Annotated in this window: 13 protein-coding genes; 9 read left to right on the top strand and 4 right to left on the bottom strand. The window is 60.6% G+C overall.

The window, feature by feature from the left end; all coding sequences use genetic code 11:
* Positions 1-16 precede the first annotated feature (16 nt).
* From rbfA to AF71_RS02130, 7 genes are all read left to right on the top strand, one after another.
* Positions 17-427, top strand: a complete 411-nt coding sequence (rbfA, locus tag AF71_RS02160) for a 30S ribosome-binding factor RbfA (protein WP_169679535.1) — start codon at positions 17-19, stop codon at positions 425-427.
* A 12-nt stretch (positions 428-439) separates the two neighbouring features.
* The gene (gene truB, locus AF71_RS02155) at positions 440-1,372 is read left to right on the top strand and encodes a tRNA pseudouridine(55) synthase TruB (RefSeq protein WP_018855384.1); all 933 of its coding nucleotides are present in this window, start codon (positions 440-442) and stop codon (positions 1,370-1,372) included.
* A 124-nt stretch (positions 1,373-1,496) separates the two neighbouring features.
* Positions 1,497-2,348, top strand: a complete 852-nt coding sequence (locus tag AF71_RS02150) for an alpha/beta hydrolase (RefSeq protein ID WP_169679533.1) — start codon at positions 1,497-1,499, stop codon at positions 2,346-2,348.
* A gap of 157 nt (positions 2,349-2,505) precedes the next feature.
* Positions 2,506-2,775 carry a 30S ribosomal protein S15 gene (rpsO, locus tag AF71_RS02145; protein WP_025659731.1) on the top strand — a complete coding sequence of 90 codons (270 nt, stop codon included), beginning with the start codon at positions 2,506-2,508 and terminating at the stop codon, positions 2,773-2,775.
* 319 nt (positions 2,776-3,094) lie between these two features.
* Positions 3,095-5,245: a polyribonucleotide nucleotidyltransferase gene (pnp, locus tag AF71_RS02140; RefSeq protein WP_018855381.1), complete on the top strand. Its 2,151-nt coding sequence runs from the start codon at positions 3,095-3,097 to the stop codon at positions 5,243-5,245.
* 75 nt (positions 5,246-5,320) lie between these two features.
* The gene (locus AF71_RS02135; RefSeq protein WP_112666343.1) at positions 5,321-6,337 is read left to right on the top strand and encodes a class I SAM-dependent methyltransferase; all 1,017 of its coding nucleotides are present in this window, start codon (positions 5,321-5,323) and stop codon (positions 6,335-6,337) included.
* Between the two features lie 31 nt (positions 6,338-6,368).
* Complete coding sequence (locus tag AF71_RS02130) at positions 6,369-6,776, top strand: nuclear transport factor 2 family protein (RefSeq protein ID WP_169679531.1); 408 nt, start codon at positions 6,369-6,371, stop codon at positions 6,774-6,776.
* A gap of 50 nt (positions 6,777-6,826) precedes the next feature.
* Here AF71_RS02130 and fabI read toward each other — a convergent pair whose 3' ends face one another.
* From fabI to fabA, 3 genes are read right to left on the bottom strand one after another with little or no spacing between them, the layout of a single operon-like run.
* On the bottom strand, positions 6,827-7,633 hold the full coding sequence (fabI, locus tag AF71_RS02125; RefSeq protein WP_025659735.1) for an enoyl-ACP reductase FabI: 807 nt from the start codon (positions 7,631-7,633) through the stop codon (positions 6,827-6,829).
* Between the two features lie 4 nt (positions 7,634-7,637).
* Positions 7,638-8,861, bottom strand: coding sequence for a beta-ketoacyl-ACP synthase I (gene fabB / locus AF71_RS02120; protein ID WP_018855377.1), 1,224 nt, complete (start codon positions 8,859-8,861; stop codon positions 7,638-7,640).
* Positions 8,862-8,919: 58 nt separating this feature from the next.
* Entirely contained in the window at positions 8,920-9,435 is a 516-nt protein-coding gene (fabA, locus tag AF71_RS02115) for a 3-hydroxyacyl-[acyl-carrier-protein] dehydratase FabA (RefSeq protein ID WP_016552232.1), read from the bottom strand.
* A gap of 305 nt (positions 9,436-9,740) precedes the next feature.
* On the opposite strand from fabA, the gene irrA reads away from it, so the two are divergent.
* Complete coding sequence (irrA, locus tag AF71_RS02110; RefSeq protein ID WP_018855376.1) at positions 9,741-10,160, top strand: iron response transcriptional regulator IrrA; 420 nt, start codon at positions 9,741-9,743, stop codon at positions 10,158-10,160.
* Positions 10,161-10,162: 2 nt separating this feature from the next.
* Here irrA and AF71_RS02105 read toward each other — a convergent pair whose 3' ends face one another.
* The gene (locus AF71_RS02105; protein ID WP_025659736.1) at positions 10,163-10,798 is read right to left on the bottom strand and encodes a trimeric intracellular cation channel family protein; all 636 of its coding nucleotides are present in this window, start codon (positions 10,796-10,798) and stop codon (positions 10,163-10,165) included.
* Positions 10,799-10,921: 123 nt separating this feature from the next.
* Here AF71_RS02105 and AF71_RS02100 point away from each other — a divergent pair, with 123 nt between their 5' ends.
* A complete protein-coding gene (locus tag AF71_RS02100; RefSeq protein ID WP_018855374.1) occupies positions 10,922-11,404 on the top strand; it encodes a hypothetical protein in 483 nt (160 codons plus the stop codon).
* Position 11,405 lies beyond the last annotated feature (1 nt).

Below are 11,405 nucleotides of genomic sequence, written 5' to 3'. Positions count from 1 at the left end.
TTTGAGGCAAAGAAAAATGGCAACAAGACCAACAACCTCCGCACCTTCGCAGCGCATGCTGCGCGTCGGCGAGCAGGTTCGCGCCGCGATCACGCAGGTTCTGCAGCGCGGCGAAGTGCGCGATGACGTGATCGAGAAGACCGTCATTTCCATCTCCGAAGTCCGCATGTCGCCCGATCTGAAGATCGCGACGGCCTATGTGACGCCACTTGGTGTGACGGATCATGATGCGGTGATTGGCGCGCTGAACCGCAATGCAAAATACATTCGCGGCCGCCTCGGGTCCCAGCTTCGGCAGATGAAGTACATGCCGGAGGTCCGCTTCCGCGACGATACGAGCTTCGACAATTACAAGAAGATCGACGAGTTGCTGCGCTCGCCTGAGGTGAGCCGCGATCTCGATCACGGCGATACCGAAGAAGATTAGTAGAAGAGACTGATGTCCAAACCACGTAAACCGAAGGGCCGCCCGATCTCGGGTTGGCTGATCCTTGATAAGCCGGTCGATTTCGGCTCCACCGAAGCCGTTTCCAAGATCAAATGGCTGTTCAAGGCGCAGAAATGCGGTCACGCCGGCACGCTTGACCCGCTGGCCTCGGGCATGCTGCCAATCGCCCTTGGCGATGCGACAAAGACCGTTCCCTACGTGATGGACGGTCGCAAGATCTACGAATTCACCGTGACCTGGGGCGAGGAGCGCGCAACCGACGATCTTGAGGGCGATGTAACGCAGAGCTCCGACAAGCGCCCGAGCGAACAGCAGATCCGCGACCTCCTGCCGAAGTACACAGGTGTGATCAGCCAGGTTCCGCCGCAGTTTTCCGCCATCAAGATATCAGGCGAGCGCGCCTACGATCTGGCGCGCGACGGTGAGGCAGTGGAAATCCCCTCTCGCGAAGTCGAGATCTTCCGCCTGACGCTGCTGTCCTGCCAGGATGCCAATACGGCGCATTTCGAAGTCGAATGCGGCAAGGGTACCTATGTGCGTGCGCTGGCGCGCGATTTCGGCCGCGAGCTCGGCTGCTATGGCCATATCTCCGGCCTGCGTCGCAGCTTTGTCGCGCCCTTTGCCGAAGAGACCATGATACCGCTTGCCGATCTCGTCGCGATCGAGGCAGTCGAAGACGCGGACGAACGGCTTGCAGCGCTGGATGCCCTGCTGATCGACACCAGCGAAGCGCTCTCCTCACTGCCGCACCTCGTTGTCAATGACGACCAGGCGCATCGTTTGAAGATGGGCAATCCGATCCTCGTGCGGGGTCGCGATGCGCCGGTTGCCGAAAGCGAAGCCTATGCCACGTCCCGCGGCAAGCTGATCGCGATCGGCGAGATCGGTCAGGGCGAGTTCCGCCCAAAGCGGGTCTTTGGCTGAGGGTCGTTAAACCTCCGGTTTTGCGGTGGGTCGGCCAAACCACAGATAGCAATTGTCAATGTTCGGCATTGGGATATGTTTCCCTGATCTGGGCCGTCGGGTCCTTCAGATCAGGGAGACAGTTATGCGCAGACTTGCAGCCGGCATCCTGATGTTCTTCTCGGCGGTTTTGATAGCCGCCAACGCTTATTCCTCGGAGCGCTGGGCAACGTTGCCAGCCTTCCCGCCAATGCCGACCGCAAAGACGAGCGGCATGGCCCCCGTCAACGACATCAAGATGTACTACGCCGAATACGGCGAGGGTGAGCCGATGCTGTTCATCCACGGCGGACTCGGCAGCGCCGATGTCTGGGGCTATCAAGTGGCCGAGTTTGCCAAGGATCATTTGGTGATCGTCGCCGACAGCCGCGGGCATGGCCGCTCGACGCGCAGCGAGCAGCCGTTCGGGTATGATCTGATGACTTCCGACTATGTCGCTCTGCTCGATTATCTGAAGCTAAACAAGGTGACCCTGGTCGGCTGGTCTGATGGCGGCATCATCGGCATCGACATGGCGATGAAGAACCCGGAGAAGCTGACGCGCGTGATCGCGCAGGCGGCGAATGTGACGACGGACGGCGTCAAAGCCGACGTCATGACCAACAAGACCTTCAGCGGTTACATCGATGCGGCCGGCGAGACCTACAAGAAGCTGTCGCCGACGCCGAACGAGTATGATGCTTTCGTCACCCAGATCTCCGCGATGTGGGGAAGCCAGCCTGCCTGGACAGCCGACGACCTCGGCAAGATCAAGGTACCCGTCACCTTGACGATCGGCGACCACGACGAGGCAATCAAGCTCGACCATACCGAGATGATGGCCAAACAAATTCCAGGTTCGAAGCTGGTGATCCTCAAGGACGCAAGCCACTTCGCCATGCTGCAGGATCCAGAGGGCTACAATGCCATGATCCGCGATGCCATAGCTGGAAAGTGACGAATCGGCCATCTGCGGCATGCCTCTTTCAATTGCAGCGCATTTGGTTTATACGCAGCGCCAGCAATCGGGCTCTGCCCGGATGCATTCGCGGCCGAAGCTGGACGACATCCCGGCTTTTGGCGACCTAATCTCCTCTCATAGAAAGGAACATCCGATGTCGATTACTGCTGAGCGCAAGACGGCTCTGATCAAGGAATACGCAACGTTCGAAGGCGACACCGGTTCTCCGGAAGTTCAAGTTGCCATCCTGACCGAGCGTATCAACAACCTGACCGGCCACTTCAAGGACCACAAGAAGGATAACCATTCCCGACGTGGTCTGCTGACGATGGTTTCCAGCCGCCGCTCGCTTCTTGACTACCTCAAGAAGAAGAACGAAGGCCGTTACACCAAGCTGATCACCAGCCTGGGTATCCGCCGCTAAGGCTTTTTTCGGCGGGCGTTCCCCTTGGGACGCCCGCCGGATTTTTTCGGGGAGAGACTTCCCCATCCCGCCACGCGTGGCGGATTGCCCGGCAGACCCGGATGGGCCGGTTCTGCTAAACCAACCGTTGACCTGTCATGGGGCAGGATTGCCGGATGCTTTTGGCCAGAGCCTCACAAGCTTTGGCCCGGTCTCTTATGGACCGATGAATGTAAAGCCTCCCGTTGTCTTGCCCATGATGCGTCACACCGATTGCGGTTGACCGTGCACCGTGCCTTGGAAGGCGAGGCGCATGTTCCCGCATTGAAGGACAAGACATATGTTCGATACTCATAGTGTGGAAATCGAGTGGGCAGGCCGCCCGCTGAAGCTCGAGACCGGCAAGATCGCCCGTCAGGCTGACGGTGCCGTTCTCGCGACCTACGGCGAAACCGTGGTTCTCGCCACCGTCGTTTCCGCCAAGGCGCCGAAGCCGGGCCAGGACTTCTTCCCGCTGACCGTCAACTACCAGGAAAAGACCTACGCAGCCGGCAAGATCCCCGGCGGCTACTTCAAGCGCGAAGGCCGTCCGTCGGAAAACGAAACCCTCGTTTCCCGCCTGATCGACCGCCCGATCCGTCCGCTCTTCCCGGAAGGCTACAAGAACGACACGCAGGTCGTCGTCACCGTCATCCAGCATGACCTTGAAAACAACCCCGACGTCCTGTCGATGGTTGCTGCGTCGGCAGCTCTGACGCTGTCGGGCGTTCCCTTCATGGGCCCGGTCGGTGGCGCCCGCGTCGGCTACATCAACGGCGAATACGTTCTGAACCCGCATCTCGACGAGATGGAAGAGTCGATCCTCGACCTCGTTGTAGCAGGTACGCACGACGCCGTTCTGATGGTTGAATCCGAAGCCAAGGAACTTAATGAAGAAGTCATGCTCGGCGCCGTCATGTTCGGCCACCGGGGCTTCCAGCCGGTCCTCGATGCGATCATCAAGCTCGCTGAAGTGGCTGCCAAGGAACCGCGTGACTTCCAGCCGGAAGACTACTCCGAACTCGAAGGCGAGATGCTGAAGCATTTCGAAGCCGAGCTTCGCACCGCCTACAAGAACACGCAGAAGGCTGAACGCTACGCTGCCGTCGACGCCGTCAAGGCGAAGGTCAAGGCACACTTCCTGCCGGAAGAAGGCGAAGCCAAGTACACGGCCGAAGAAGTCGGCGCGATCTTCAAGCACCTGCAGGCGAAGATCGTTCGTTGGAACATCCTCGACACCAAGAGCCGTATCGACGGCCGCGACCTCGAAACCGTTCGTCCGATCGTCTCGGAAGTCGGCCTCCTGCCGCGCACTCACGGTTCGGCGCTCTTCACCCGCGGTGAAACGCAGGCGATCGTCGTTGCCACGCTCGGCACCGGCGAAGACGAGCAGTACGTCGACAGCCTGACGGGCATGTACAAGGAGCGCTTCCTGCTCCATTACAACTTCCCGCCCTACTCGGTTGGCGAAACCGGCCGCATGGGTTCCCCAGGTCGCCGCGAAATCGGTCACGGCAAGCTCGCGTGGCGCGCCATCCGTCCGATGCTGCCGTCTGCTGAGCAGTTCCCTTACACCCTGCGCGTCGTCTCCGAGATCACCGAATCGAATGGCTCGTCCTCGATGGCGACCGTTTGCGGCACATCGCTTGCACTCATGGACGCTGGTGTTCCGCTCGCCAAGCCGGTTGCCGGTATCGCCATGGGCCTGATCCTCGAAGGCGACCGCTTCGCGGTTCTCTCCGACATCCTCGGTGACGAAGACCACCTCGGCGACATGGACTTCAAGGTTGCGGGTACCGCAGACGGCATCACCTCGCTGCAGATGGACATCAAGATCGCTGGTATCACCGAAGAGATCATGAAGGTCGCTCTCGGCCAGGCTCAGGGTGGCCGCGCCCACATCCTCGGCGAAATGGCCAAGGCCATCACCGAGAGCCGTGGCCAGCTCGGCGAGTTTGCACCGCGCATCGAAGTCATGAACATTCCAGTCGACAAGATCCGCGAAGTCATCGGCTCCGGCGGCAAGGTCATCCGCGAAATCGTCGAAAAGACCGGCGCGAAGATCAACATCGAAGACGACGGCACGGTCAAGATCGCGTCCTCGTCCGGCAAGGAAATCGAAGCGGCCCGCAAGTGGATCCACTCGATCGTTGCTGAACCGGAAGTTGGCCAGATCTACGAAGGCACGGTCGTCAAGACCGCCGACTTCGGCGCCTTCGTCAACTTCTTCGGCGCCCGCGATGGCCTCGTCCACATCTCGCAGCTTGCATCCGAGCGCGTTGCCAAGACGCAGGACGTCGTCAAGGAGGGCCAGAAGGTCTGGGTCAAGCTCCTCGGCTTCGACGAGCGTGGCAAGGTCCGCCTGTCGATGAAGGTTGTCGACCAGGCAACTGGCCAGGAACTCCCGGCTGCCGAAAAGTCCGACAAGAAGAAGGAGGAAGCGGCTGAATAAGCCGCGCCTTTCAAACCGTTCGAGGGCGTGGGAGTTTTCCCGCGCCCTTTTTGTATCCGAAGGCGAGAAGAGATCATGAGCCGCGAAACCCTGAAGACCCTGTTCCATCCCTTTGCCAGCGGTACCGTTGAAGCGCCCGGCGAGGGCGAGCGTGTGCTCTTCCTCGGCGCCGAGGCAGGCTTTGCCCTGCCGGAGGGCTTTGCCGCCTCGCTGAGCGCCGTACAGGGCTTCCGGCCGCTGTTTAGGCAACTCCTCTCGCAGCGGATCGAAACCACGCCTGAGATCGAAGGCGAGGACTACGATGCCGCGCTGGTTCTCTGCAACAAGCACAAGGGCGAGAACGAGGCGAACATCGCTGCCGCGCTTCAGCACGTGAAGGTGGGCGGCCTGATCGTCATCGCCGGCGGCAAGGAGGATGGCGTCCAGTCGCTCCGTAAGCGTATGGAGGGCTTCGGCCTCGAGATCGAACACATGCCGAAATATCACGGCGTGGCGCTCTGGTTCGGACGGCCGGCCGACGTTGGTGAGGTCGTCAGCAAGTTTTCCAAGCCGTCCGTGCGCGTGGATGGCCGTTTCCTGGCCGCGGCCGGCATGTTCTCGCACGACCGCGTCGATGATGGCTCGGAGTTGCTCGCCTCGCGTCTGCCTGCCGATTTCACCGGCGATGTCGCCGACTTTGGCGCCGGCTGGGGTTATCTGTCCGTCGAACTGGCGGAGCGCTCGCCGGGTGTCAGTCGCCTCGACCTCTACGAGGCCAATCACGCGACTCTTGAAGCCGCCAAGGGCAACATGGCGGAGAACTGCCCCGACGTGCCGGCGCGCTTCTTCTGGCATGACCTGGCGAGCGAACCGGTCAAGGACAGGTACGACCTCATCATCATGAACCCGCCCTTCCATGAAGGACATGCGGCGGAGCCGTCACTCGGTCAGGCGATGATCAAGACCGCTGCCTCAGCGCTGCGCGGAGGCGGGCGTCTCTTGCTGGTTGCCAATCGCGGATTGCCCTACGAGCCGGTGCTTGCAGCAAACTTCAAGGAGAGCGGCGAAACTTGCCGCAATGCGCGCTTCAAGGTGCTGTGGGCGAAGAAGTAGCCGCGGAACAGCCCAAAGGGGAGGGGGAGCTATGGATGCGGAAGCAAACAAGCAACTCGTGACGGCCTATGTCGAGGCGTTCAACCGCTTCGACATGGCGGCGTTGCGCGAGCTTTTTGCCGCCGATGCACGGATTTACGGTGTTCTGGGATATGGCGGTCTCGATGAGGTCGAGCCTATCTGGCGTGAGCTCCACGAGGGGATGAACATCAACCTCGAGATCCTCGATATCGCCGCCGAGGGGAAGAACGTCGTCGTCCGCTACCGGGAAAGCGGGCGTTATTCCGGCTTCTTCCGCGGTCTCGTGGGTCACGACCCGACTGACAAGAGCTACGAGCTCACCGCGATGGAGTGGTTTGTCGTCGAAAACGGAAAGATTGCGACCCGCTGGGGCGCCAGAGATTCGGCTGCTATTCTGCGGCAGGTCACGCATCCCTAGGGGATGCGTTTCGGAAAAGCCGGGCTCGTTTCCAAGCCCGGCTTCGGTCCTTATTCCACGTCTGCCGTGCGCAGTGCGTCCAGTGTCGGCATCGAGGTGATGTTGAAGCCTGCATCTACGAAATGGATTTCGCCGGTAACGCCTGCCGACAGGTCCGACAGCAGATAAAGGGCGGAATTGCCGACCTGATCGATCGTCACCGTCTTGCGCAGCGGCGAGTTCCGCTGGTTCCAGGAGAGGATTGCGCGTGCATCGGAAATGCCAGCGCCCGCAAGCGTCCGGATCGGGCCAGCAGAGATCGCATTGACGCGGATCCCGCTCGGCCCGTAATCCGCAGCCAGATAACGCACCGACGCCTCGAGAGCAGCCTTTGCAACACCCATGACGTTGTAGTTCGGGATGACGCGCGTCGAGCCATTGTAGGTCAGCGTCAGCATCGAACCGCCGGCATTCATGAGCGGCGCGCAGCGCTTGGCGATCTCGGTGAAGGAGAAACAGGAGATCACCATCGTGCGGCTGAAATTGTCGCGCGTGGTGTCGGCGTAAAGGCCCTTCAGCTCGTTCTTGTCGGAAAAGCCGATGGCGTGAACGACGAAGTCCAGTGTGCCCCAGCGCTCCTTGATGGCATCGACGGTGGCGTCGACCGAGGCGATGTCCTCGACGTCGCACGGCAGAACGAATTCTGAACCGACTTCGGCGGCCAGCGGCTTGACACGCTTGCCGAGAGCATCGCCCTGATAGGTGAAGGCAAGTTCCGCTCCCTGTGCTGCCAGCGCCTTCGAAATTCCCCAGGCGATGGAATGGTTGTTCGCGACACCCATGATGAGGCCGCGCTTACCCTGCATGATTCCCGTCATATTATTATCCGTTGTAGCGCTGGAAGACGAGCGTGGCGTTGGTGCCGCCGAAGCCGAAGGAGTTGGAAAGGGCAATGTCGATCTTGGCATCGTCGATGCGCTTGCGAACGATCGGAACGCCGTCGAATTCAGGGTCGAGCTCGGTGATATGCGCGCTTTCGCCGATGAACCCGGCCTGCATCATCAGCAGCGAGTAGATCGATTCCTGCACGCCGGCTGCGCCCAGCGAATGGCCCGTCAGCGACTTGGTCGACTGGATGTGCGGGATCTTGTCGCCGAAGACTTCGCGGATTGCACCGATTTCCTTGCTGTCGCCAACAGGGGTCGAGGTGCCGTGCGTGTTGATGTAGTCGACATCGCCCTTCACCGTCGCGAGCGCCTGGCGCATGCAGCGGATCGCGCCTTCGCCCGACGGAGCGACCATGTCGTAACCATCCGAGGTCGCGCCGTAGCCGACGATTTCAGCGTAGATCTTTGCACCGCGCGCCTTGGCACGCTCCAGCTCTTCCAGGACGAGAACGCCCGCGCCGCCGGCGATGACAAAGCCGTCGCGGCTGACATCATAGGCACGCGACGCCGTTGCCGGCGTCTCGTTGTACTTGGAGGACATGGCGCCCATGGCATCGAAGAGGTTCGACATCGTCCAGTCAAGGTCTTCGTGGCCGCCAGCGAACATCACGTCCTGCTTGCCCCACTGGATCATCTCTGCGGCATTGCCGATGCAGTGTGCCGAGGTCGAGCAGGCCGACGAGATCGAGTAGTTGACGCCGTGGATCTTGAACCAGGTGGCGAGCGTTGCCGATGCCGTCGAGGACATCGCCTTCGGCACGGCAAACGGGCCGATGCGCTTCGGGCTGTTGTTCTTGATGGTGATCTCGGCAGCTTCGATCAGCGTGCGCGTCGAAGGTCCGCCGGAGCCCATGATGATGCCGGTGCGCTCGTTGTTGCTGATGTCGCTCTCTTCCAGACCGGAATCGGCGATCGCCTGCTTCATTGCCACATGGTTCCAGGCGCCGCCCTGACTCAGGAAGCGCATGGCGCGGCGGTCGACCAGATCCGTCGGATCAAGCGATGGGCGACCCCAGACCTGGCACTTGAAGCCGTGCTCAGCAAAATCGTTGGAGAAGGAAATGCCGGACTTGGCGTCGCGCAGCGACGCAGTGACCTCGGCGGCATCATTGCCGATCGAGGAGACAACACCCAGACCCGTAACAACTACCCGTCTCATGTGTTTCGACCTTTTCGTTTTTTCTAACTTGGAAACCGGGCAACTACGCCCGGTGCAATCAGGCTTCTTTGTCCTTGGACAGGCCGACGCGCAGGTCGGTTGCCTGGTAGATGGTTTCGCCGTCGGCCTTCAGCCAGCCATCGGCGGTGCCGAGAACCAGGCGGCCGCGCATGACGCGCTTGAAATCGATGCCGTACTCAAGCAGCTTCGTGGTCGGGCGGATCATGCCCTTGAACTTCACTTCGCCGGTTGAAAGCGCCATGCCGCGGCCGGGCTCGCCCAGCCAGCCGAGGAAGAAGCCGGTCAGCTGCCACATGCCGTCAAGGCCGAGGCAGCCGGGCATGATCGGGTTACCCTGGAAGTGGCAGGGAAAATACCAGTCGTCGGGTTTCACGTCGTATTCAGCGCGAATGTAGCCCTTGTCGAAGGCGCCACCGGTTTCGGAAATGTCGGTAATGCGATGAACCATCAACATCGGCGGGAGAGGAAGCTGTGCGTTGCCCGGACCGAACAGTTCGCCGCGGCCGCAGGCCAGAATTTCCTCGTAGTTGAAGCTGGATTGTTTCGTCGCCATGAAAACTCTAATTCCCCCCGCAACTATGCCGATGGATGTGAACGTTTAGTCCAAGTTCAGCGGAAAATGAAGCATAAGCATGACTGAGCTTCATCCAACCTCCGGAGGACCGGCTGCGCGCCTTATTTGGTGGTCGCATACAGGAAGGCCAAGCCCCCGGCCAGCACTAATTGCGCCAAAAGCCCGATTTTGCGGCGTTTTCGCACTCTTTGTCCCCATTGAAACTATTGAAACGCTTTTGCGCAAAAGTTATATGGCTAATGAAACCTGATTGCTTGACGCTAGATTAAACCGGAGTTCGTCGGATGGTGGCAGAGGCCCCGCTTACCATTGAGGCACGGCTGAGACACGCCGGCCTTCGTCCGACGCGCCAGCGCGTCGCGCTCGGTGACCTGCTTTTCGCCAAAGGCGATCGGCACCTGACGGTCGAGGAACTCCACGAGGAGGCCGTGCAGGCGGGAGTGCCGGTGTCGCTGGCGACCGTCTACAACACACTGCACCAGTTTACCGAAGCAGGGATGATCCGCGTTCTCGCGGTCGAAAGCGCCAAGACCTATTTCGACACCAACGTCTCCGACCACCATCACTTCTTCGTCGAAGGCGAAAACGACGTGCTGGATATCCCGGTCAGTAATCTGACGATCGGCAATCTGCCGGAGCCGCCGGAAGGGCTGGAAATCGCCCACGTCGACGTCGTGATCCGCCTGCGCGCGAAGCGGCGCTGATTTCACATCACATCATCAGGATGCCGGCCGGGCTTTGCCTTGTAGGTCGGAAAGGTCCAACCGAAATAGAGTGCGCCGCCGCGCACTGAGAATGCCGCGACGACACCGACGGCAGAGGCCGCATAGAGCGGCAGGTCGAGCGCGTTCGCAGCCGTAAATATGCCGCCGCCGACCAGTGCTGCCGTGATGTAGATTTCGGGCCGCAACAGCACGGACGGCTCGTTGGCCAGTAGATCGCGCAGGATGCCACCGAAGGTCGCCGTCAACGTCCCGGTCACGATGCCGATCGTTGGCGAGCCCGTGGCGGCGAGGCCCTTCGCGGCACCCATCACGCAGTAAGCCGACAGCCCTACGGCATCGAGCCAGATCAGCAAGCGATAGCGCGATTCAACGAGGTGGGCGGTAAAGAACACCAGGACGCCGATGGCGCAGCAGACGATGACGTAAGTCGGGTTCAGAACCCAGAACACCGGCACACGGCCAAGGACAATGTCGCGCACCGTACCGCCACCCGTCCCCGTGACGATGGAGAAGAACAGGAAGCCGATCAGGTCAAGCTGTTTCCGCGAGGCCGCGAGCGCGCCTGTTGCCGCAAAAAGCGCAACGCCGGCATAATCCACATAGACGAACAGCGGCATGCAGTCCTCCAGAACCGGCGCGTATCTTTCGAATATGAATCACGGCGGCAAGGGCGGCGCAAGCCGGATCAAGCAAACTGTCCGGCCAACAGCGTCCTTATTCGACCAAAAGAGAAACCCTTCGTGAAAACGCTCCTGATCGCTCTGAACCTTGCCGCGCTACTCGTCGCCCCAGTTGCGGCCTTCGCACAGCAATCGCTTATCTCGGATCCGGAGGTCTATGAGAAGAAGCACTTTCAGGAGCAGTGCACCAAGGCGGAATTTTCGGACGGCTTCGTCCTCCGCCAGGATATCAACAATGACGGCCTGATCGACGCCGTCGTCAACGAGGGTGAGCTCACCTGCGACGGCGAGAAGGGTCCGCAGTGCAATGATGACGGCTGCACTTATAATTTCTATCTGCAGGTCGCCGAGGGTGGCTATTTCATGATCGCGACTGCCCAGGTCTACGGTTATGACTTCGTGAAGCGCTTCGGCAACATGGTGCTGGCAATGAAGATGCACCCGCGTTTCTGCGATCGTCCGGATGCCGACAAGGCGAAGGAGCCTTGTGTCGTCACAGCCCGTGTGCGCGGCACCAAGTTCGTGACGATCTCCAAGAAATAGC

The organism is Rhizobium sp. 57MFTsu3.2, from assembly GCF_012932765.1.
Classification (GTDB): Bacteria; Pseudomonadota; Alphaproteobacteria; order Rhizobiales; family Rhizobiaceae; genus Rhizobium; species Rhizobium altiplani.
This window is presented reverse-complemented; position numbering and strand designations above follow the sequence as displayed.